This is a genomic window from Neotabrizicola sp. VNH66 (assembly GCF_049445895.1).
Lineage (GTDB): Bacteria > Pseudomonadota > Alphaproteobacteria > Rhodobacterales > Rhodobacteraceae > Pseudogemmobacter.
In genome coordinates this window covers 317,840-339,885 of record NZ_JBMSDW010000001.1, presented here as the reverse complement: position 1 = coordinate 339,885, position 22,046 = coordinate 317,840, and the positions used below count along the sequence as shown (strand labels likewise).

Here is a 22,046-nt window from a genome sequence, read left to right as displayed (position 1 = left end):
CCCGGATAAGCTCAGATCGCGTCGTCGCCGGACTCGCCGGTGCGGATGCGGATCGCCTGTTCGACAGGGGAGACGAAAATCTTGCCGTCGCCGATCTTGTCGGTGCGCGCGGCGGAAATGATGGCCTCGACGGCGGTATCGACCATGTCATCCGACAGGACGACCTCGATCTTCACCTTGGGCAGGAAATCAACGACATATTCGGCGCCGCGGTAGAGTTCGGTATGGCCCTTCTGGCGACCGAACCCCTTCACTTCCGTGACCGAGAGGCCCTGAATCCCCGCCTCTTGCAGGGCTTCCTTCACCTCATCCAGCTTGAAGGGCTTGATGATCGCCTCGATCTTTTTCATGGGCCGACTCCCCCGTTTCCATCGAGTTCCCATCGACCACTTCCCCGGGTCGGGAACAATGTGCCATGCTGCGAGATGCGGGGCAGGTTGGCGGAAATCACTGTATTCTGCCAGAAAAATACGCGATTGCGCCCAATAATTGGGCTATGTGCGAATGAATTGGGCGGAATTGAAATGGAACTGCTGACGGCGGCGCAGATGCGGGCGGTGGAGGCGGCGGCCATCGCCAGCGGGCGGGTGACCGGGCTGGAACTGATGGAACGCGCCGGGCGGGGCGTGGTCGAGGCGATCTTCGAGGAATGGCCGGAACTTGCGGCTGCGGGCGAAGAGGGGGCTCTGCCCCCGTCTACTGCGCCCGGGTCCATCGGTTCTCGGACCGATGGCGAACCGACGGACCCACCCCCGGAGTATTTGGATCAAGAGGAACGGGGCAGGCGCGCGGTCGTCCTGTGCGGGCCGGGGAACAACGGCGGCGACGGCTTCGTGGTCGCGCGTCTGTTGAAGGAATTGGGTTGGGCGGTGGAGGTGTTTCTGTATGGCGACCCGGAGAAGATGCCGCCGGATGCGCGGGTGAATTATCAGCGGTGGGTGGGGATGGGGGAGGTCTCGCCCTATCAGCTGCGCAAGGCAGATTTCTGGAAAGAGCCGGGACTAATCATAGATGCGGTGTTTGGCACTGGCTTGAAGCGACCTTTGACCGGCGAGGCGTGGGAGTTCGTTCGCACGATGGCAAGGGGGGCGGATGTTTCCATCGACCTGCCCTCGGGCTACTGCGCCGACAGCGGACGCTATCTTGCGGCGGAAGATCCCGAGGCCTTTGATGCGCCGTCGCCGCAACTGGTGGTGACATTTCAAAGGCCTCGACAGGGTCATTGGCTGGACAGGCTCTCACGTTCTGATGCGCGATTGGTAACAGTGGATATAGGACTTGAGCGGTTTGTCCCACGTCGCCAGCGAAATGCCGGTGATCCGGGAGACCCGCGCATCTTGTCGCTGACAACGCGCGCGACGGCGCGACGGGTTCACGATAAGTCACGTATCTTTGGGGAGAACCTGCCTTCCCCACACAAATACACCCACGGCCACGCGCTCGTCCTCTCCGGCCCCTCCGGTCGGGGCGGGGCGGCGCGGTTGGCAGCGCGGGGAAGCCTGAGGATCGGGGCGGGTGTGGTGACTGTAGGCTGTCCTCCGGGCGCCATCCCGGAGAACGCCGCGCGGCTGGATGCGGTGATGCTGCGCGCGGTGGCGGACGGGGCGGCGCTGGCCGCGGTGCTGGAGGACCGGCGGATCAACGCGCTATGTCTGGGGCCGGGCATGGGCACCGGCGTGCGGGAGGCGGGGCTGCTGGCGGCGGCGCTTGGCGTGCTGCCCCCATCCCCGGCCCCTCTCCACGCGGGGGAGGGGAGGCGCGGGGATCGGCCGTTGACGGACATTCGGGCGGCGCCGGATGGGCTTTCGGATGAGGCGCCCGGGGCCTCTGCTGCGCGCCTTCATCCCCCGACCGACGCGGGGGAGGAGGCCACTCATGGTCAGCTGCCCGTCGCTGTAGAATCCGTAGAGGAGCTTCCCCTCCCCCTCGTGGGGAGGGGAGAGGGGCGGGGGGCTGCTGTGGCGCGGCGGAATGTGGTGCTGGATGCCGATGCGCTGACGCTGCTGTCGCGCACCCCTGCGCTGATGGGGGCGCTGCATCAGGGCTGCGTGCTGACCCCGCATGCGGGGGAATTCGCGCGGCTGTTCCCGGATATTGCCGAAAAGCTGGCGGCGCCGGCCACCAGGGGGCCTGCCTATTCCAAGGTCGATGCCACGCGGGAGGCGGCGGCGCGGGCGGGCTGCGTGGTGCTTTTCAAGGGGCCCGATACGGTGATCGCCGGGCCGGACGGGCGCTGCGCGATCAATTCGGCCGCCTATGAGCGGGCAGCGCCGTGGCTGGCCACCGCGGGCAGCGGCGATGTGCTGGCGGGGTTTATTACCGGGCTGCTGGCGCGGGGCTTTGCGCCGTTCCACGCGGCCTGCACGGCGGCGTGGCTGCATGTGGAATGCGCGCGATCCTTCGGACCGGGGCTGATTGCCGAGGATCTGCCCGAGGAACTGCCGAAGGTGTTCCGGGCCATGGGCATGTAGCTGGCGGCGGATGGGGGCGAAACCCGGGGCAGGGCCCTCTCCCCTGTTCACGCAGCGGAAAAGACCGCCTCAAAGGGCATCCCGAAGATTTCCGGGAAAGGTCAGCCAAAGCAGAAGGGCCGCCCCCGGGATCGGGTGGGCGGCCCTCACGCCGTGGGGGCGGCGCGGTAATGTCAGTTTCAGGCGGTGACAGTCGCCGGAGGACAGGCCAGTTCCAGCCCGCCGGCATAGACCACTTCCTCGCGGTCGAAGCGCAGGGTGAACAGACGGATTTCGGCGACGGTCTCGCGGCGGATATATTCGCCGTCGGTCAGGCGCTGTGCCTCGACCATGGCGGAATTCTGGCCGAACATGGCCTGTGCGCGCCAGTCGCGCACCAGAAGCGGCTGCGCAGGGGCGACGAACATGTCATCCTCGGGCCGGTCGGGGCCGAGGGCCGAGGCCGAGACGCGGATCATCGTGGCCTCCTGCAATACGGTGACCTCGATCCCGCGCAGAACGCGGGCGCCGGAGCGGGTGACGATCCGGTCGCCGGGGGACAGGAACTGCACCGGCAGCTCTCCCTCCAGGGTCAGGATCGGGGTGCCTGCGACCAGTCCGGTCAGCGGCCCGGTCAGCGGAAGGACCGCGCTGGCGCCGGACTCAAGCGTCGTGATCGATACGCGCAGGTCGCCCATGGCAGGTCCCTTTCATGTGCACATTGCTGTCCCACAGTCTTTTCGGCGAATTGTGGCAGGATTGTGCCCATCCCGAGCTCTTTTCCGGGCCAACGGCCCAAATCGTTCAGGATTACGGGTCAAAGCGGGAACAATCACCGTCCACTTTTCCTCTCGCATCCCTGATGCGCCTTTGTTAGAAGGGCGCCCAATTCCGGCACCGTTCCGGGGACCTGCCTTCGCCCATGCGGCAAGGGGAGGATTCCTGTTGTGGTGCAGGAGACGCACAGTTGCGGGTGTGGCGGAATTGGCAGACGCACCGGATTTAGGTTCCGGCGCCTTACGGCGTGGGGGTTCAAGTCCCTTCACCCGCACCATTTGAGGATTGGGAAGGACAGAGATGCAGGTCACCGAGACGCTGAAAGACGGCCTGAAGCGCGGCTACACCATCACGGTGACCGCGGCCGAGCTGGAAGCGAAAGTCCAGGAAAAGCTGGTCGAGGCGCAGCCCGACATCGAAATCAAGGGCTTCCGCAAGGGCAAGGTGCCGCTGGCGATCCTCAAGAAGCAGTTCGGCCAGCGCCTGATGGGCGATGCCATGCAGGATGCCATCGACGGCGCCATGAAAAGCCATTTCGAGGCGACCGGCGACCGTCCGGCGCTGCAGCCCGAAGTGAAGATGGTCGGCGGCGAAACCTGGGCCGAAGGTCAGGATGTCGTGGTCGAGATGGCCTATGAAGCCCTGCCGGAGATTCCGGAGATCGACGCGGGCGCTGTCACGCTGGACAAGCTGGTGGTGAAGGCCGACGATGCCGCCGTGGACGAGGCGCTGAAGAATCTGGCCGAGAACGCCAAATCCTTCGACGACCGCAAGAAGGGCTCGAAGGCCAAGTCGGGTGACCAGATCACCATCGACTTCAAGGGTTCGGTCGACGGCGAGCTGTTCGAAGGCGGCACCGCCGAGGATTACCCGCTGGTGCTGGGCTCCGGTTCCTTCATCCCGGGCTTTGAAGATCAGCTGATCGGCGCCAAGGTCGGTGACGAGGTTGAGGTCAAGGTTCAGTTCCCCGAGTCCTATGGCGCTGCCCATCTGGCCGGCAAGGATGCCGTCTTCGCCTGCACCGTGAAAGCGGTGAAGGAGCCGAAGGCCGCCGAGATCGACGACGAGCTGGCGAAGAAGTTCGGTGCCGAGGATCTGACCGCGCTGAAGACCCAGGTCGCGGGCCGTCTGGAAGCCGAATATACCGGCGCTGCCCGGGCCGTGCTGAAGCGCGCGCTGCTGGACCAGCTGGATGCGATGGTGAAGTTCGAGCTGCCGTCGAAGCTGGTCGAGGCGGAAGCCAGCCAGATCGCCCACCAGCTGTGGCACGAAGAAAACCCCGATGACCATGGCCACAACCATGGCCACATCGAAGCCACGGACGAGCACAAGTCGCTGGCCGAGCGCCGGGTCCGTCTGGGCCTCTTGCTGGCCGAAATCGGCCGCAAGGCCGAAGTGACCGTGTCGGATGCGGAAATGACCCAGGCCGTCATCTCGGCCGCGCGTCAGTATCCGGGTCAGGAACGCGCCTATTTCGAATTCGTGCAGAAGAACCCGCAAATGCAGCAGCAGCTGCGCGCGCCGATCTTCGAAGACAAGGTCGTGGACCACATCGTCGGTCAGGCCAAGGTCACCGAAAAGGAAGTCGGCAAGGACGACCTGCAGAAGGCCGTCGAGGCGCTGGACGAACTCTGATCGCCATTCACGGGACAGAACGGAAAGGCCGCCTTCGGGCGGCCTTTTTCTTTATGCGCGCGCGTGCGAGGCTGGACGCGAAGGGAGAGCGTCATGGCTGATGCGGAACAGGTGACGACAGCAGGCTGCTTGTGCGGGGCGGTGCGGCTTGTGGCGCGGGGGGCGCCCTATCGGGTGGGGCTGTGCCACTGCATGGATTGCCGCAAGCATCACGGCGCGCTGTTTCACGGCTCTGCCATCTTTCCGGCGGGGGCCGTTACGATTGATGGAACGACGGGCAATTTTCGCGGGCGGCATTTCTGCCCGGTCTGCGGCTCTCCGGTCTATGGGGAAAGCGGGGATGAGGTCGAGGTCAACCTTGGCGCGCTGGATGCGCCGGATCAGTTCGTTCCCAGCTATGAACTGTGGACGGTCCGCCGGGAAAGCTGGCTGCCGGAGTTTCCCTTGATGCGTCACTATACCGGCAACCGGGAGACGGACGGCCGCAGCGAATGACAAAGGCCGCCCGAGGGGCGGCCTTGTGGCAGCGCGGGCCGTTGCCTCAGGAGGCGCTGGCCTGCGGATAGATGAAACCGTTGATCGGATAGCTGCGGCCCAGATTGCCCGGGCTGCTTTCCAGCCGGACCGAGGACCAGTCGCCCTTTTCGGACACATCGACCACCTTCATGCCCAGGGACAGCTTGTTGCGTTCCCAGTTGGCATGGTCGATCCGGATTTCACGGTCCGAGATCACTTCGGCGACGACGGCGACATGGCCCATCGGATTCTTGCGGGTCGAGGCGAAAGCCATCACCGAGCCGGGAACCGGATCGTCGCCCCGCGCGTATATCCCGGCAGCCGAGTTCCACCAGGTGCCGGCATTGCCGCGGATTTCGACGCCGGAGGCATCACGGGCGAAGGGCACGCACCAGACCCGTTCGCCCCGCGACCGCTTTGCCTTCACTTCGGTGATGGCGGCGGCCTTGCGATTGGGGTCGATGCCCGTGGCTGCGGCACCGTGGTCCGAGGAGGATTTTGAGGTAACCCCCGGGCCGGCACAGGCGGCGGTGAGGAGGAGAGCGGCACAGAGAAGCGGCAGGCGGATCAGGGTCTTGGTGCCGCGGGTCATGCGTGAAAGCTCATTCTTGAGGCTCGGATCGTGTTCGGTCCCGGGGGTTCTGGACCGGATCACCCTTTGTTGCAAACCGTTGAAATATGCGTGAGCGGTTTTCTGCCGCCCGCTGCCGCCTTTTGTGGCGCCAAAATGCCTTCAGGGCGCCTTTGGCGCCGCGCGCAGCACCAGAAGGCCGGCAAAAACGATCAGGGCTATGCCGGACCATGCCCAAAAATCGGGCAGCTCGTCCCAGAACATCCAGCCGAACAGGACCGCCCAGAACATGAAGCTGTATTCGAACGGGGCCACCAGCGGACCCGGGGCCACGCGATAGGCCTGTGTCAGCAAGGTCAGCCCGACAGCCGCGATGACGCCGCAGGCCGCCATGCCCAAAAGTGCGGCAGGCGTGGGCCAGATCCAGGGTCGCACCAGAAATTGCAGGACCTGCGGACTTCCCTCGGCCCAGCTTCCGCCGCCAAAGACCGCGGACATCGCCAGCGCGGCCGCCACGAAGCCGATATTCCCCCAGCAGGCCATGGCGGCGGCCGTCTCGGTCCGGCCCAGCGGGCGGGCGGCGATCATCGACAGGGCATAGCCGAAGGCGCCCAGGATCGGCAGCAGGGCGGCCATGCCCAGAGCCGCGTCTTCCCCCGCCCAGGGCTGGACGATCAGCAAGACCCCGGCAAATCCGATGAGCCCTGCGAGGCGCGCGGCCCGCGGCGCGGGTTCGCCCAGCAGAAGCGGCGCAAGCAGGCTGATGAACAGAGGTGCCGCGAAATACAGCGCCACCGTCGTGGCCATCGGCAGCACGGCCAGCCCCAGATAATAGGAGGTATAGGCCAGCACATTCAGAACGCCGCGCCCCAGCATCCGCCGCCAGCCCGGTGTCCAGAGGGTGTGCAGCCCGCCGTCCTGCCAGCGCACGATCCAAAGCATCAGGGGCAGGGCCACAAGGCTGCGGATGGTCATGGCCTGCGACAGGGGATAGCTGTCTGCCAGCTGTTTCAGGATCACGTCCTGCACCGAAAAGACCGCAATGCCCGCAGTCAGGGTCAGGATGCCGACAAGGGTGGGGGTCGCGCGCATGGCGGCAGGCTGGCGCGGCGCGCGGGGGCATTCTGTTCCCGCCCCGACATGGCCTGCCGCTTCCGTGGGGCCGTGCGCAAAGAAAAACCGCGCCCCGAAGGGCGCGGTTCCGGTCCGTCCGTAAGGGCGGGATTATTCGTCCGAAGCGGCGGCGCCGACTTCGTCGAAGAGTTCGGCGATCTCGAACTCGGCCTGGGCTTCCGCCTCGGCGGCCAGTTCCTGGATCGACTTGCCCGAAGCCTGCAGTTCGGCCTCTTCGACCGAACGGGCGACGTTCAGGTTCACCTTGGCCGCGACTTCCGGGTGCAGGACCACGGTCACGGTGTGGATGCCCAGATCCTTGATCGGCTTGTCCAGCACGACCTGATCGCGCTTGACGGTGAAACCGCCGTCGGTGGCCGCATCGGCGGCGTCCCGGGCCGAGACCGAACCGTAAAGCGCGCCGGCATCCGAGGCCGAGCGAATCACGATGAAGGTCTGGCCGTCCAGCTTGGCGGCCACGGCTTCGGCTTCCTTCTTGGTCTCAAGGTTGTCAGCTTCAAGCTGAGCCTTCTTGGCCTCGAAGGATTTGATGTTGGCTTCGTTCGCACGCAGCGCCTTGCCTTGCGGCAGGAGGAAGTTGCGCGCGTAGCCGTCCTTGACGTTGACGACTTCGCCCATCTGGCCAAGCTTGGCCACGCGTTGCAGCAGGATGACTTGCATGGGTCTGGCTCCTTACTTCACGGCATAGGGAAGCAGGGCGAGGAAGCGGGCGCGCTTGATGGCCTGGGCCAGTTCGCGTTGCTTCTTGGCCGAGACGGCGGTGATGCGGCTGGGGACGATCTTGCCGCGCTCAGAGATGTAGCGCTGCAGCAGACGGGTGTCCTTGTAGTCGATCGCCGGAGCATTGTCGCCCGAGAAGGGGCAAACCTTGCGGCGGCGGAAAAACGGTTTGTTCGCCATGGTTTATTGACCTTTCCTGAGGCTCTGGATCAACGACGCTCGCGGCGTTCGAAGCCGCGGTCACCGCGGTCGCCACGCTCTTCACGGTCGCCACGCTCGCGCTCGTCACGCTTCTGCATTTGCACCGACGGGCCTTCGTTGTGCTTGTCGACCTTGATGGTCAGCACACGCATCACGTCGTCATGCAGGCGCATCAGACGTTCCATTTCCTGCACGGCCGAGGCCGAGGAATCGGAACGCAGGAAGGCGTAATGGCCCTTGCGGTTCTTGTTGATCTTGTAGGCCATCGTCTTGACGCCCCAGTACTCGTGTTCAACGACCTTGCCGCCGTTGTCCGCGAGGACGGTGGAGAAATGTTCGATTAGACCTTCGGCCTGCGCGTTGGACAGGTCCTGGCGCGCGATGAAGACATGCTCGTAAAGCGGCATGTGTCGTCCTTCGACTTCGGGGCGGCTTCAAAGAACGGGCCATACGGCCTTTCCGGGCCCGTCCACGAGAGGCATCGCCGGTTCATGGTTCTTCGGAAAGGATGCGGCCTTATACAGGTTCGGGCCACGGATGCAAGCACGGGTCCTGACGCGGCGGCGGGCGGGTGATTATGCTGCATTGCAGCGTATTCGGGCCGGGTTCACGCCCGGCTGGCGCAGGCGTGATGTTCGGCAGCGCACGGAAATTGTTCGCAAAATGCGGATTGCCGCACAAGGTGCGGATCAGGCAGTCTTGCTGCGTTTGCATCATAAACCGGAGTAGGACCCCTGATGATCCGTCTTTCGTCTGCCGCCTTTGCCGCCGCGCTGGTTGCCGCCCCCGCCCTGGCCGAGCCGGTCAACTATGTGCTGGATCAGGGCCACAGCCAGATCCTGTTTCAGGTGAACCATCTGGGATATTCCACCACCTACGGCATGTTCTCGGGCTTTGACGGCCAGATCGTCTTTGATGCCGAGGCGCCCGCGGCCTCCTCGGTCACCGTGTCCTTCCCGGTTGCCACCATGCTGACCGGCTGGGAAGCGCGCTATCAGCATTTCATGTCGCCGGACTTCTTTGACCCTGCGAAGGACCAGACGGTCACCTTCACCTCGACCGGCATTGAAGTGACCGGCGAGAACACCGCCAAGATCACCGGCGACCTGACGCTGAACGGCGTGACGAAATCGGTGGTGCTGGACACGGTGCTGAATCAGGCGGGTGAGCATCCGATGGAAAAGAAGGCCTGGCTGGGCTTCACCGCGACGACCACGCTGGTGCGTTCGGAATTCGGTCTGGGCGCCTTCACCCCCTATATCAGCGACGAGGTTCCGTTGACGATCAACGTTGAGGCAGGCGTCGCGGGCTGACCCTGCACAGCCGGAACAGAAAGGGCCGCCGGGATGACCGGCGGCCCTTTTCTTATGCACCTGTGGTGAGGGCGCTCAGGGCGCCCGCTTTGCCGTCAGTTCCACCGTGACGGTGACCGGGAACCCGACCGAGCTTTCGTCGCCGTAGCTGGCGCCCATGCCGAAATCGCGGCGGTCCAGCGTGGTCTCCCCGGTCATCCTTGCGGTGTCGCCTTCAAGGATCAGGGTGAAGGGCAGGCTGACCGGCTTTTCCGTGCCGCGCAGCGACAGCGTGCCCTGCGCGACATAGCCGGTGCCCTCGGGCAGGATGTCGGCGCGGAAGACGGCGGTCGGATGCGCGGCGACATCGAAGAACTCGGCCTCCTTCGCCTGTGCCGTGACCGAGCCCAGCGTCATCGTGGTGGTGTCGATGGTCACCGTCACGCTGCCGTTTTTCCCGTCGACAGGCGCCTCGTCGAAGGTGATCTCCGCGGTCCAGTTCGGAAAGCTGCCCGAAACGGCGGCGCCCATCTGACGAACCGAGAAGCCAAGGCTGCCGCTTTCGACCTGCCAGTTTCCGACGGCGGCGGCGGCGGGCGCCGCAGCGGTTTCTGCCGGATCGGGCCGCGCCACGGCATAGGCAAGGCCTGTGGCCGCCAGCCAGACCAGCACCGCGGCCAGCGCGGGCACCCGGGGATGGGCCGCCGCTGCCGGTTCCGCCGTCACCCGGCCGTGGGTCATCCGGGCCAGCGTATCATCGCGGTCGAAGATCACATGCTTCAGCGCCCCCGCCACATGCAGCGCGACAGAGACCAGCAGGAGCTTGGTGAAAAGCCAATGCGCGGCACCGGCAATCCCGGCCACCGCCTCGGATTTCGGGACAAAGGGCAGATCCTGTCCGAACGGCCACAGGATGGGGGCAAAGCCCTCGACCGCGGCATGATGGATCCAGCCCGACAGCGGCACGGCCACCAGCGCCACATAAAGCGACCAGTGCACCAGTTCGGCGGCGATGGTTTCCAGCCTGCGGCCGGGATGCAGGGGCGCCGGGCGCGGCTGCGTCAGCGCCCAGAGGATGCGGGCGAGTGCCACGAAGAACACCAGAAGGCCCAGCGTCTTGTGCACCGAAAAGAGCTGCGCCTTCCGCGCCAGCGCTTCGGAGGTGTCGAAGGGCAGCGCATTGGCGATCATCCCCAGCGGAAAGTCGGTGAAAATCAGCAGGGCTGTCAGCCAGTGCAGGCTGCGGGCAACGGTGCCGTAGCGGGCGGAGCTGTTGGAAAGGGCCATGATGTGTCCTTGCAGGCGTGGCGGGCAGGCGTGGCGGGCAGGCGGGGCGGCAATGCGGGGAATGCGGCTGCAGCATCCTACCCCGTCCGGGGCGCCCCTGTCAGGCCGGGCCTTGGCCGGGGCGCCGCACATCTTCTGTTCGCAGGTGCAGCGTCACCATTCTGTCATGGGGCCGCAATAACCCTGTTGCGAAAGCCGGTCAGAGGGGGCGCAAACCAACGACAGGAGCCGGACATGTCCTTCCGCCGCCGGGGTCTTACCTCTGCCCTTGCCCTTTCCGCCGCCGCTGGCGCCGCACTGCCCGCCAGTGCCGAAGCGGTCTTTAACCGTATCGCCAGCTTTGCCACGCCGCTGAACATGGCCGAAGGCGAGGACAAGTCCCGCGCCTCTTCGGCCGAGATCATTGCCGCGAACGAAGACGGCACGCTGCTGATCTATTCCGACAGCCCGCTGGGCGTGATCGGCCTGATCGACATCACCGATCCCAAATCGCCGCAGCCGCTGGGCAATATCGACGTGGGCGGAGAGCCGACCACGACCCAGATCATCGGCAATTTCGCCTATGCCGCGGTGAACACCTCGGAAAGCTATGCGAATCCCTCGGGCAAGCTGGTGACGATCGACCTGTCCACCCGTGCGGTGGTGGGGGAATGCGATCTGGGCGGCCAGCCGGATTCGGTGGCGCGCGCCAAGGACGGGTCGTTCCTGGCCATTGCCATCGAGAATGAGCGCGACGAGGATGTGAACGACGGCGCCCTGCCGCAGATGCCCGCGGGCTATCTGGTCAAGCTGCCGGTGGCCGAGGGTGCCGCCGATTGCGCTGCGCTGCAGAAGATCGACGTGACCGGGCTGGCCGCCTATGGCGCCGAGGATCCGGAGCCGGAATATGTGGATGTGAACACCGCCGGTGAGATCGTCCTGACCATGCAGGAAAACAACCATATCGTTGTGGTCGGTGCTGATGGCGCCATCAGCGCGAATTTCAGCGCGGGCACCGTTGATCTGGACGGGATCGACACCAAGAAGGACGGCAAGCTGGATTTCACCGGCAGCATGCAGGGCGTCACGCGTGAGCCGGACGGCGTGAAATGGATCGGCACCGACCATTTCGTCACCGCCAATGAAGGCGATTGGGAAGGCGGCAGCCGCGGCTTCACCATCTGGGCCAAGGACGGCACGGTGGTCTATGAGTCGGGCGCCTCGCTGGAGCGCGAGATCGCGGCCCTGGGTCACTATCCCGACAAGCGCAACAAGAAGGGCGTCGAAATCGAGTCGGTCGAGGTCGCACAGTTTGGCGGGGACACGCTGCTGTTCGTCGTCTCGGAGCGCGCCTCGGTCGTGGCGGTCTACAACATCAATGATCCGGCGGCGCCGGAACTGCTGCAGATCCTGCCCTCGGGCATCTCGCCCGAAGGCATCGTGGCGATCCCGTCGCGCAACCTGCTGGTGACCGCGAATGAGGTCGATCTGCGCGAAGACGGCGGCGCGCCTGCGCATGTGATGATCTTTGAACGCGCCGAGGGCACGGCGGCCTATCCGACGCTGACCAGCGCCGGCACCGATCCCTTGGTGGGCTGGGTTGCGCTGTCGGGGCTGGCGGCCGATCCGGTCGAGGCGGGCAAGCTCTATGCCGTTTCCGACAGCTTCCTGTCGGGGCAGCCGTCGATCTACACGATCGACGCGACGCAAACCCCGGCCAAGATCACCGGCGCGACCGTGGTGACCCGCGGCAAGGATGCGGCGCAGAAGCTGGATCTGGAAGGCATCGCCGCCGATGGCGAGGGCGGCTTCTGGCTGGCCAACGAAGGCGACGCGGCCAAGCTGGTGCCGCATGCGGTTCTGCATGTCGATGCCGATGGCAAGATCGACCAGGAGATCGGCCTGCCGGTCGAACTGCTGTCCGGGCAGAAGCGGTTCGGTCTGGAAGGCATCTCGGTTGCGGGCAACACGCTCTGGATGGCAGTGCAGCGCGAATGGGGCGACGATCCGAAGGGCATGGTCAAACTGCTGGCCTATGACCTAGAGGCAGAGGAATGGTCGGCGGTGCATTACCCGCTGGAAACCCCGACTGACGGCGCATGGATGGGCCTGTCGGAACTGACCATCGCCGGGGACTGGATGTATATCGTCGAGCGCGACAACCAGATCGCCGACCGCGCCGCGGTGAAGAAGCTGTATCGTGTGAAGATGGCCGATCTGGCCCCGGCCAAGCTGGGTGAGACGCTGCCGGTGGTGGTGAAGGAAGAGGTCCGCGACTTCATTCCCGACCTGAAGGTCACCAATGGCTATGTGCTGGACAAGGTCGAAGGCTTCACCATCGACGCCTCCGGCACCGGCTATGTGGTCACCGACAATGACGGCGTCGATGACAGCTCGGGCGAGACCTTGTTCTGGTCCATCGGCAAGGTGGAATAAGCCCGCGCTGCGGCTTTCATACTGGCCGAAATATCCTCAGGGGTGAATTGCCCGGAGGGCAAGAGGGGGCTGAAGGCCCCCTTTTCGCATTCCGGCGGGGCGCGGGCGGCGGGCATGGCGTTGCACCGGGGGGCGCTTCCCGCTATCCCGGACAAAATCGCAGGAGGACATATGACCCGCGCATTCGTATTCCCGGGGCAGGGGGCGCAGACCATCGGTATGGGCCGGGCGCTGGCCGCGGCCTATCCGGCCGCGAAGGCCGTCTTCGACGAGGTGGACGAGGCTTTGGGCGAAAAGCTCTCGGCGCTGATCTGGGAGGGCGATATTGCCGAACTGACGCTGACGCAGAATGCGCAGCCCGCGCTGATGGCGACTTCGCTGGCCGCCGTCCGCGCGCTGGAGGCGGAGGGGTTTCCGGTGGTCGGCACGGCGGATTTCGTCGCGGGTCACAGTCTGGGGGAATATTCCGCGCTTTGTGCCGTGGGCGCGCTGACACTGGCCGATACTGCGCGGCTGTTGCGGATCCGCGGACAGGCGATGCAGGAGGCGGTGCCGGTGGGCGTGGGCGCGATGGCAGCCCTTCTGGGGCTGGATTTCGAGACGGCCACCGCGGTGGCGGCCGAAGCGGCGGGGGACGAGGTCTGTCAGGCTGCGAATGACAACGATCCGGCGCAGGTTGTGGTCTCCGGCCACAAGGCCGCGGTGGAACGCGCGGTCGAGATCGCCAAGGCCCGCGGCGCCAAGCGCGCGCTGATGCTGCCGGTCAGCGCGCCCTTCCATTGCGCGCTGATGCAGCCCGCCGCGGCCCGGATGGCCGAGGCTTTGGCCGCAGTGGTGATCAGCGATCCGGCGGTGCCGGTTGTGGTGAATGTCCGCGCCGAGGCGGTGACCGAAGGATCGAAGATCGCCGATCTTCTGGTGGCGCAGGTCACCGGATCGGTCCGCTGGCGGGAATCGGTCCAGTGGATGGAACGCGCGGGCGTCACGGACTATTGGGAAGTGGGCGCGGGCAAGGCGCTCTCGGGCATGATCAAGCGGATCAGCAAGGAGGCCGTGACGAAGGCGGTCGGCACGCCCGAGGACATTGCCGCGCTGAAGGGCTGACGGCGGAGCCGGGGGCCAGCCCCCGGACCCCCGGGATATTTTTGAACAGATGAAATCAGAGGGGTCGGGCATGTTCGATCTGACGGGAAAGACGGCGCTGGTGACCGGCGCTTCGGGCGGGATCGGGGCCGAGATCGCCCGCGCGCTGCATGCGGCGGGGGCGACGGTCGGGCTTTCGGGCACCCGGGTGGAGCCTCTGGAGGCGCTGGCGGCAGAGCTGGGGGGGCGGGTGCAGGTGCTGCCCTGCAACCTGTCCGTCGCGGAAGAGGTCGAGGGGCTGGTGAAGCGCGCGGCCGAGGCGATGGGCGCGGTCGATATTCTGGTGAACAATGCCGGGATCACCAAGGACGGGCTTGTCATGCGGATGTCCGATGCCGATTGGCAGGCGGTGATCGACGTGAACCTGACCGCCACTTTCCGGCTGTGCCGGGCGGCGATCCGCGGCATGATGAAGGCGCGCTGGGGCCGGATCGTGAACATCTCTTCGGTGGTGGGCCAGACCGGCAATGCGGGTCAGGTGAACTATGCTGCATCGAAGGCCGGGATGGTGGGGATGTCGAAGTCGCTGGCCGCCGAAGTCGCCAGCCGCGGAATCACCGTGAACTGCGTGGCGCCCGGCTTTATCGAGACGGCGATGACGGGCAAGCTGAACGAGGCGCAGCGCGCCGGAATCCTGGGCGCGGTGCCCGCGGGGCGGATGGGAACGCCGCAGGAAATCGCCGCGGCGGTGGTTTATCTGGCTTCGGCCGAAGCGGGCTATGTCACCGGGGCCACGCTGCATGTAAACGGAGGCATGGCAATGGTCTGACCGGACCCGGAAGGGCCCGGAAAGCGTTTGCCATCAGGGGCGCGTGTTGCTATAGCGCGCGCCAGAATTCCGGGGCTTTTCTGCAAGGTCCCGGTGCTGCCGCCTCGGCGGGGCGCGAGAGGCCCGGGCATCGTCCGGGCGGATGAACCAGCCGGGGGAAGTCCCCGCAACGGAGTAGAGGACGAGAACATGAGCGACATCGCCGAGCGCGTGAAGAAGATCGTGGTCGAGCATCTGGGCGTCGAAGAAGACAAGGTGACCGAGAGCGCCTCGTTCATCGACGATCTGGGCGCCGACTCGCTGGACACGGTCGAGCTGGTCATGGCCTTCGAAGAGGAATTCGGCATCGAGATCCCCGATGACGCGGCCGAAACCATCCAGACCTTCGGCGACGCGGTGTCCTTCATCTCGAAGGCCGCCTGAGATTTCCGCTGCGGCGGGTCTTGCAGGGCGCCCGGCGGGGCGCCCTTTTCCATTCGGCCGGGCGGTGGCCGGGCCGGGGCGGGCGGCGGAAAACCGGATGCGGGGCGCCGCAAGATTTTACATGACATTCCCGGCTGTTCCGGCAAGCTGTGGCCAGATGCCGGCCCAGAGATCGTGACGGCGGGAGGTGCGATGTTTCATCGGAACGGGCGCATGGGGCGGGGGCTGGCCGCTCTGATCCTGATGCTGTGCCTGTGGTTGCCGGGCCAGGCGGTGCAGGCGCGCGAAACCGCTGTGGCCGACGAGGTGGTGCTGGGTCTGGTGCAGGTCCTGCTCGAATCGCCGGATTGCAAGGCGGACCGCGGCCGGATCGGCCAGGCGCTGAAGCGCTATCCCGAAGAGGCGGTGGAGGCCGCCATCGCCTTTCTGCGCAACCGCGACATTGGCGCCGGCCGCAACGGCAGCATTGCGCTGACGAAGGGGCTGTGCCCGGCCCGTGAGCCCGAACTGGCGCTGACGGTGCTGACACTGGTGCAACTGCACAGCTGCGCCGTGACACCCGCCCGGCTGTGGCCCTGGCTGCGCGAGGCCGGAATCGCCCCGGCCGAGGCGGCGCTGGCGCTGGCGCAGCTGGCGGGAAGCGGCGAAATCTCGGTCCGGGGGGCGGATCAGTTCATCGCCACCGGCGGGGCGAATCCCGCCGCCTGCAGTGACGAGGTGGCGGAGGCGGTGGCGGCCGAGGTTTCCGTGCTGAAATCGGTCACCCAGGAGCATTGCCTTTACACGCTGGACACGGTGGAGCGGCATCTGGCGCGGCGGGCGGCGGGATCGGTCTATGCCGATGCGGTGCTGGCCGCGCTGCGTGAGGAGGGCGGCGCCAATCACGGCTATGAAGTCAACCTGGCCGAGCAACTGGTGATGGTGGGGTCCGAGATCTGCCGGGCCGCGGGGGCGGAGGTTTCTCCATGGGGGGCCGAAGGCTCGCCACGGGCGCGGCTGGTGGGCGCGCTGCGCGGCGCGGGCTGCGCGATGCCCGGAACGGCCGCGGCGCGGGGCGAGATGGCCGAGGCGGCTGGTCTGGGCCATGAGGTCGATCTGGTCGAGGCGCTGTTGATGGCGGGGGCGGCGGGCGATCTGGATGCGGCAGCCGGAGAGGGGGAGCTTCGGCTGACGGCTGCGGCCTGCGGGACCCCTGCGGCAGAGGCCGCGGCGGGGGGCGGGCGCGAGGCCGCGCTGGCGCTGTTCCGCGAGGCCGAGGGCTGCGCGCTGGACACGGCGGCGCTGGAGGCGGGTCTGGGCGGCACGGCCGAGGCGGTGATGGGGGCGATGATCGCGGCGGGCGAGGTGTCGCTTTCGGGGGGGCGGCTGGTGCTGGAGGACGGGCTGTGCCGCCCGGCCCCCGAACCGGACCCGGTCCGCGCGCGGGAAGAGGCGATCGACGCCTTTGCCGCCAAGGCCTGTTCCATGACGCCGGGCGAGGCGGAGACGGTGCTGGGCCCGGCGGGCCGCGCGGCGCTGGACGGGATGATCGCCACGGGCGAGGTGAAGCTGGTTTTCGGGCGGCTGGCGATGGAAGTCGCGGTCTGTCAGGGGCTGGTCGAGGCGCCGCCTGCGGCGGAGCCTGTCCCGGCGGATATTCCGGAAGTGGAGGCCGCAGCAGAGGCAGAAGTTGCGGCAGAGGCGGAGGCGCCCGCGGCGGCACCGGCCCCGCCGGCGGCGGTGCAGGCGCTGACGCCCGAGGCGGCGGCCGGGCGGCTGGCCGCGCTGAGCGAAACGGCGGCGGCGGCGGCGCTGGTGGCGGCGCTGGAGGCCAATGGCTGCGCGGTGGATCTGGACGACAAGTCCAGCTTTCAGGCCCGCATCCTGCCCGCCTTTGCGGAAGCGGCGGGGATTCCCGGCGCGCTGGTGCTGGACCCGCAGGTGCGGGCGGCACTGGAGGCCGCGGTGCGGCTTGCCGCGGCCGAGGTGGAGCGCACGGGCGAGGTCTTCTACAGCAGCGCCACCGGCTGGTATGGCCTTGCCTCCTGCAAGGACCGGCGGGCCGACATCTCGGTCGGGGAGGCCAAGGTCTTTCTGGAAGGCATGGATGATGCCGAGGCCGACAATTATTTTGCGCTGATCGTCGAAGCGCAGGGCTGCATTCTGGATTTCACCGACGGGGATGCTTTGTCCGCGCGGCTGATCGACGGGTATCTGGGCGCGATGGGCCATGCCGGAACCGGCGACAAGGCGCTGCGCGACCTGGCCGAGCGGCTGGTGGCAGAGGCGCTGGAACGGGCGGCCTCGGGGCTGGAACGGGTTGGCAATTCCTCGCGTTTCCGGCTGAAGGGCTGCACGGCCTGAGGCGGGCCAAACCCGCCCAGAAGGCGGGGCTTCGGTTGCGGCGGGGCCTTGGTCCGTGTATCACCGCCGCGGAAACAATTGCCTGAACAGGGGGCTAAGGATGCGCCGCGTTGTCATCACGGGTCTGGGACTGGTCACGCCGCTGGCCTGCGGAGTGGAAGAGACCTGGAGCCGCCTTCTGGCCGGGCAATCCGGCGCGGGCAAGATCACCCGGTTCGACACCTCGAACGTGATCACGCAATACGCCTGCGAGATCCCCTTTGGTGACGGGTCGGACGGCACGTTCAATCCCGACGACTGGATGGAGCCGAAGGACCGCCGCAAGGTGGACGATTTCATCCTGTATGGCATGGCCGCCGCGACGCAGGCGGTGCGCGATGCGGGCATTGCCGAACTGTCCGAGGACGAAAAGCTGCGCACCGGGGTGATGATCGGTTCCGGCATCGGCGGGCTGACGACGATTGCGGAAACCGCCATCCTGATCAAGGAAAAGGGACCGAAGCGGGTGTCGCCCTTCTTTATCCCGGGCAGCCTGATCAACCTGATCTCCGGTCAGGTTTCCATCCGGTTCGGGTTCAAGGGGCCGAACCATGCGGTGGTGACGGCCTGTTCGACCGGCGCCCATGCCATTGGCGATGCGGCGCGGCTGATCGCCTTTGGCGACGCCGACATGATGGTGGCAGGCGGGGCCGAGGCGCCGATCAGCGAGATCGGGATTGCCGGGTTCAACGCCTGCAAGGCGCTGTCCACCAAGCGGGCCGACGATCCGACCAAGGCGAGCCGCCCCTATGACGCCGACCGCGACGGTTTCGTCATGGGCGAGGGCGCGGGTGTGGTCGTGCTGGAAGAATACGATCATGCGGTGGCGCGGGGCGCGAAGATCTATGCCGAGGTGCTGGGCTATGGCCTGTCGGGCGATGCCTATCACATTACGGCGCCCAGCGAGGATGGTGACGGCGGCTTCCGCTCGATGAGCGCGGCCTTGGCCCGGGCAGGGCTGACGCCGGATAAGCTGGATTACATCAACGCCCATGGCACCAGCACCATGGCCGATACCATCGAACTGGGCGCGGTGGAGCGGCTGTTGGGCGACCATGCGCCGGAGGCGGTGATGTCCTCCACCAAATCATCCATCGGGCACCTTCTGGGGGCGGCGGGCGCGGTGGAGGCGATCTTCTGCGTGCTGGCGATCCGCGACCAGATCGCGCCGCCCACGATCAATCTGGACAATCCGGCGGTGGCGCCGAAGCTGAACCTGGCGCCGAATGCCGCTGTGGCGCGCAAGATCGACGTGGCGCTTTCCAACAGCTTTGGCTTTGGCGGCACCAATGCCAGCCTCATTCTGGGCAAGGTGTCCTGACGATGTGGAAGGCCGTCGCCTCGAACGCGCTGACCCTGTTCATCGTTCTCCTGATCGCGGCGGCCGCGGTGGTGGCCTGGGGACGCAATGAGTTCGTGAAGCCCGGGCCACTGACGGATGCGATCTGCGTGCAGGTGGAGCGGGGGGCGAAACTGTCCGCCGTCAGCCGCACGCTGGAGGAGCGGGGCGCGATCACCGATGCCCGGCTGTTCCGCATCGGCGCGGAATATTCCGGCAAGGCGGCGGATCTGAAGTTCGGCTCCTATCTGATCCCGGCCGCCGCCTCGATGGAGGCGGTGCTGGGCGCGGTGACGGCGGGCGGGCAATCGACCTGCGGGCAGGAGATCAACTTCCGCATCGGGGTGGCGACGGCGGATGTGGTGCTGCGCGAGCTGGACCCGGCGACCAACCGCTTTGTCGAGGTGGCGAAGTTTGTGCCCGGCACCGATGCGGTGCCCGCGGATTACACCGAGGCGCTGGAAGTGCCGGACATGCGGTTCCGCGTGACCCTGGCCGAAGGCGTGACCAGCTGGCAGGTGGTCGATGCGCTGAAGCGGGCGGATTTCCTGAGCGGGACTATTGATGCGGTGCCGCCCGAAGGGAGCCTTGCGCCTGATTCCTATGATGTGGACAAGGGGGGCGATCGGGCGGCCGTTTTGACGCGCATGACCGACAGTCAGGCCCGGATCTTGGCGGAGCTGTGGCCCGCGCGGGCGGCTGATCTGCCTTATGATACGCCGGAAGAGGCGATGATCATGGCCTCGATCATCGAGAAGGAAACCGGGGTTGCGGATGAGCGGCCCCGGGTGGCCAGCGTCTTCGTCAACCGGCTGCGGCTGGGAATGCGGCTGCAGACCGACCCGACGGTGATCTATGGCATCACCAATGGCGAGGGCACCTTGGGCCGGGGCCTGCGGCAGAGCGAACTGCGGCGCGAGACGCCCTATAATACCTATGTCATCAATGGCTTGCCGCCGACACCCATTGCCAATCCGGGGCGCAAGTCGATTGAGGCGGCGCTGAACCCCGAGGTGACGGATTATCTGTTCTTCGTGGCGGACGGCACCGGCGGGCACGCTTTTGCGGTGACGCTGGAAGACCACAACCGCAACGTGGAACGCTGGCGCGAGATCGAGGCGCAGCAGGGGCAGGCCGGCGAAGGCGGGGTTCAGGGGGAGTGATCCTTAACCAGACCTTAACGCAGCGTTCGGCTAACCCATTGTACTGATTGAATTTTCCGCTTGACCCGGCGGACGGTCCAATGTAGAGATTATGGCATGCTGGTAGAAATGTCGAAGCGGCCCGGGGGTGACCCCGCGGCCGCTTTCGCATTTCGCTCGTGCGGGGGCGGCATGAGGGCAGGCGGGCACAATGACGATCAGGTTTACGGAAGGCGGCAGTGCCCCGGAAGAGGCGCTGCATCTGACGGAGCAGTTGTTTCAGGTCGCGGTTGAGGACCTGAACGAAGCCTTGGCGGCGATCCGCGACGGTCGCGCCGAGGCGGCAAAGGAAGGCAAGCGCGCGGTCCGCGATCTGGCGGATCTGTCGCGCATGGTTCTGGAGGAGCGCAGGAATGTCGAGAAACTCCGCAAGCAGGCCGCTGGGGCTGTCGGAACCTGGGGGGAGCTGGATCTCCACGCCGCGCGCGATGAAATCGGGCGCCGGCTGGCTTGCCTCCGCAACGCAAGAGGAGATTGACGCATTTCTTGGCGATCTGTCGGAGAATGCCTTGATGGCACTGCCCTGGCTGTTCGAGTTCTGGGCGCTGCCGCACCAGCTCGCGCCCGAGGGGGCGTGGAAGACCTGGGTGATCATGGGGGGCCGCGGCGCGGGGAAGACGCGCGCCGGGGCGGAATGGGTGCGTGCGCAGGTGGAGGGGGCGACGCCCCTTGCGCCGGGGCGGGCGCGGCGGGTGGCCCTGGTGGCGGAAACGCTGGATCAGGGGCGCGAGGTGCTGGTGAAGGGGGAGAGCGGGATTCTGGCCTGTTCTCCCCCCGACCGGCGGCCGAAGTGGATTTCTGGGCGCAATGTGCTGGAATGGGAGAATGGCGCGGTGGCGCAGGTCTTTTCGGCCCATGATCCAGAAAGTCTGCGGGGACCGCAGTTCGATGCGGCCTGGGCCGATGAGCTGGCGAAATGGCCGAAGGCGCAGGCGGCCTGGGATCAGTTGCAGTTCGCGCTGCGGCTGGGCACCAACCCGCAGCAGGTTGTGACGACGACGCCGCGCAATGTCGAGGTGCTGAAGGCGATCCTGCAGAACCCGTCCTCGGTCGTGACCCATGCGCCCACCGAGGCGAACCGGGCCTATCTGGCGGAAAGCTTCCTGAGCGAGGTGCAAGCCCGCTATGGCGGCACGATGCTGGGCCGGCAGGAGCTGGAGGGCGTGCTGGTCGAAGAGGCGGATGGGGCGCTGTGGTCACGCCCGATGATTTCGGCCGCGCAGGCCGGGCCGGTGCCCGAGGTGCAGCGGGTGGTGGTGGCGGTGGACCCGCCGGTGACGGCGACCAAGGCCAGCGACGAATGCGGGATCGTGGTGGTGGGCGCCGATACTCGCGGGCCGGTGGGCCAGTGGCGGGCGTTGGTCCTGGCCGACCGCAGCGTGAAAGGGGCCACGCCGGATGGCTGGGCGCGGGCCGCGCTGGCCGCGATGGAGGAATTCGGGGCCGAGCGGCTGGTGGTCGAGGTCAATCAGGGCGGCGATCTGGTTACCCAGGTGGTGCGGCAGGTCGATCCGCTGGTTCCGGTGCGCGAGGTGCGGGCGACGCGGGGCAAATGGCTGCGGGCCGAGCCGGTGGCGGCGCTGTATGAACAGGGCCGTGTGGCACATGCGCCGGGCCTGTCGGCGCTGGAGGTGCAGATGATGAAGATGGCGCGCACGGGGTGGCAGGGGCAGGGCAGCCCCGACCGGCTGGACGCGCTGGTCTGGGCAATGACCGAGCTGATGATCGAACCCGCGGGGCGGATCGGGCGGCCGGGCGTGCGGAGCATCTGACGGCGGACCGGGGCGCTG

At 66.7% G+C, this 22,046-nt stretch carries 21 protein-coding genes and 1 tRNA gene; 14 read left to right on the top strand and 8 right to left on the bottom strand.

The window, feature by feature from the left end:
- Positions 1-11: 11 nt before the first annotated feature.
- Positions 12-350 carry a P-II family nitrogen regulator gene (locus tag ACO2Q5_RS01730; protein ID WP_423287826.1) on the bottom strand — a complete coding sequence of 113 codons (339 nt, stop codon included), beginning with the start codon at positions 348-350 and terminating at the stop codon, positions 12-14.
- 174 nt (positions 351-524) lie between these two features.
- Here ACO2Q5_RS01730 and ACO2Q5_RS01725 point away from each other — a divergent pair, with 174 nt between their 5' ends.
- The gene (locus tag ACO2Q5_RS01725; RefSeq protein ID WP_423287824.1) at positions 525-2,471 is read left to right on the top strand and encodes an NAD(P)H-hydrate epimerase; all 1,947 of its coding nucleotides are present in this window, start codon (positions 525-527) and stop codon (positions 2,469-2,471) included.
- A gap of 179 nt (positions 2,472-2,650) precedes the next feature.
- Here ACO2Q5_RS01725 and ACO2Q5_RS01720 read toward each other — a convergent pair whose 3' ends face one another.
- Positions 2,651-3,148, bottom strand: coding sequence for a Hint domain-containing protein (locus ACO2Q5_RS01720; RefSeq protein ID WP_423287822.1), 498 nt, complete (start codon positions 3,146-3,148; stop codon positions 2,651-2,653).
- A gap of 271 nt (positions 3,149-3,419) precedes the next feature.
- Between ACO2Q5_RS01720 and ACO2Q5_RS01715 the strand changes: the two genes are divergently transcribed.
- From ACO2Q5_RS01715 to ACO2Q5_RS01705, 3 genes are all read left to right on the top strand, one after another.
- A tRNA-Leu gene (locus ACO2Q5_RS01715) sits at positions 3,420-3,504 on the top strand.
- 23 nt (positions 3,505-3,527) lie between these two features.
- Entirely contained in the window at positions 3,528-4,862 is a 1,335-nt protein-coding gene (tig, locus tag ACO2Q5_RS01710) for a trigger factor (RefSeq protein WP_423287820.1), read from the top strand.
- 93 nt (positions 4,863-4,955) lie between these two features.
- Positions 4,956-5,357, top strand: a complete 402-nt coding sequence (locus ACO2Q5_RS01705) for a GFA family protein (protein ID WP_423287818.1) — start codon at positions 4,956-4,958, stop codon at positions 5,355-5,357.
- A 46-nt stretch (positions 5,358-5,403) separates the two neighbouring features.
- Here ACO2Q5_RS01705 and ACO2Q5_RS01700 read toward each other — a convergent pair whose 3' ends face one another.
- The 5 genes from ACO2Q5_RS01700 to rpsF form a co-directional block, all read right to left on the bottom strand.
- Positions 5,404-5,970, bottom strand: coding sequence for a CHAP domain-containing protein (locus ACO2Q5_RS01700; RefSeq protein WP_423287816.1), 567 nt, complete (start codon positions 5,968-5,970; stop codon positions 5,404-5,406).
- A 141-nt stretch (positions 5,971-6,111) separates the two neighbouring features.
- Positions 6,112-7,041 carry a DMT family transporter gene (locus ACO2Q5_RS01695; protein ID WP_423287814.1) on the bottom strand — a complete coding sequence of 310 codons (930 nt, stop codon included), beginning with the start codon at positions 7,039-7,041 and terminating at the stop codon, positions 6,112-6,114.
- Between the two features lie 132 nt (positions 7,042-7,173).
- A complete protein-coding gene (gene rplI / locus ACO2Q5_RS01690) occupies positions 7,174-7,743 on the bottom strand; it encodes a 50S ribosomal protein L9 (protein WP_423287812.1) in 570 nt (189 codons plus the stop codon).
- A 12-nt stretch (positions 7,744-7,755) separates the two neighbouring features.
- Positions 7,756-7,983 (bottom strand): 30S ribosomal protein S18, encoded by a 228-nt coding sequence (rpsR, locus tag ACO2Q5_RS01685; RefSeq protein ID WP_103256213.1) that lies wholly within the window; start codon positions 7,981-7,983, stop codon positions 7,756-7,758.
- Between the two features lie 29 nt (positions 7,984-8,012).
- Positions 8,013-8,411 (bottom strand): 30S ribosomal protein S6, encoded by a 399-nt coding sequence (gene rpsF / locus ACO2Q5_RS01680; protein WP_423287810.1) that lies wholly within the window; start codon positions 8,409-8,411, stop codon positions 8,013-8,015.
- A 330-nt stretch (positions 8,412-8,741) separates the two neighbouring features.
- Between rpsF and ACO2Q5_RS01675 the strand changes: the two genes are divergently transcribed.
- Positions 8,742-9,317, top strand: a complete 576-nt coding sequence (locus ACO2Q5_RS01675; protein ID WP_423287809.1) for a YceI family protein — start codon at positions 8,742-8,744, stop codon at positions 9,315-9,317.
- A 75-nt stretch (positions 9,318-9,392) separates the two neighbouring features.
- Here the strand turns inward: ACO2Q5_RS01675 and ACO2Q5_RS01670 are convergent, their stop codons facing one another.
- The gene (locus ACO2Q5_RS01670; RefSeq protein ID WP_423287807.1) at positions 9,393-10,583 is read right to left on the bottom strand and encodes a cytochrome b/b6 domain-containing protein; all 1,191 of its coding nucleotides are present in this window, start codon (positions 10,581-10,583) and stop codon (positions 9,393-9,395) included.
- A gap of 234 nt (positions 10,584-10,817) precedes the next feature.
- Between ACO2Q5_RS01670 and ACO2Q5_RS01665 the strand changes: the two genes are divergently transcribed.
- The 9 genes from ACO2Q5_RS01665 to ACO2Q5_RS01625 all read left to right on the top strand — a co-directional run bounded on the left by ACO2Q5_RS01665 (position 10,818) and on the right by ACO2Q5_RS01625 (position 22,028).
- Positions 10,818-12,998 (top strand): esterase-like activity of phytase family protein, encoded by a 2,181-nt coding sequence (locus tag ACO2Q5_RS01665; protein WP_423287805.1) that lies wholly within the window; start codon positions 10,818-10,820, stop codon positions 12,996-12,998.
- Positions 12,999-13,169: 171 nt separating this feature from the next.
- Positions 13,170-14,102 carry an ACP S-malonyltransferase gene (gene fabD / locus ACO2Q5_RS01660; protein ID WP_423287803.1) on the top strand — a complete coding sequence of 311 codons (933 nt, stop codon included), beginning with the start codon at positions 13,170-13,172 and terminating at the stop codon, positions 14,100-14,102.
- Between the two features lie 70 nt (positions 14,103-14,172).
- Positions 14,173-14,910: a 3-oxoacyl-[acyl-carrier-protein] reductase gene (fabG, locus tag ACO2Q5_RS01655; RefSeq protein WP_423287801.1), complete on the top strand. Its 738-nt coding sequence runs from the start codon at positions 14,173-14,175 to the stop codon at positions 14,908-14,910.
- Positions 14,911-15,099: 189 nt separating this feature from the next.
- The gene (locus ACO2Q5_RS01650; protein ID WP_423287799.1) at positions 15,100-15,333 is read left to right on the top strand and encodes an acyl carrier protein; all 234 of its coding nucleotides are present in this window, start codon (positions 15,100-15,102) and stop codon (positions 15,331-15,333) included.
- Between the two features lie 192 nt (positions 15,334-15,525).
- Positions 15,526-17,676, top strand: coding sequence for a hypothetical protein (locus ACO2Q5_RS01645; protein WP_423287797.1), 2,151 nt, complete (start codon positions 15,526-15,528; stop codon positions 17,674-17,676).
- A 100-nt stretch (positions 17,677-17,776) separates the two neighbouring features.
- Positions 17,777-19,036: a beta-ketoacyl-ACP synthase II gene (gene fabF, locus ACO2Q5_RS01640; protein WP_423287795.1), complete on the top strand. Its 1,260-nt coding sequence runs from the start codon at positions 17,777-17,779 to the stop codon at positions 19,034-19,036.
- A 2-nt stretch (positions 19,037-19,038) separates the two neighbouring features.
- Positions 19,039-20,217 carry an endolytic transglycosylase MltG gene (gene mltG, locus ACO2Q5_RS01635; protein WP_423287793.1) on the top strand — a complete coding sequence of 393 codons (1,179 nt, stop codon included), beginning with the start codon at positions 19,039-19,041 and terminating at the stop codon, positions 20,215-20,217.
- A gap of 190 nt (positions 20,218-20,407) precedes the next feature.
- Positions 20,408-20,734, top strand: a complete 327-nt coding sequence (locus ACO2Q5_RS01630) for a hypothetical protein (protein WP_423287791.1) — start codon at positions 20,408-20,410, stop codon at positions 20,732-20,734.
- On the top strand, positions 20,685-22,028 hold the full coding sequence (locus ACO2Q5_RS01625; protein WP_423287789.1) for a DNA-packaging protein: 1,344 nt from the start codon (positions 20,685-20,687) through the stop codon (positions 22,026-22,028). The genes ACO2Q5_RS01630 and ACO2Q5_RS01625 overlap by 50 nt, the downstream gene beginning before the upstream one ends.
- Positions 22,029-22,046 lie beyond the last annotated feature (18 nt).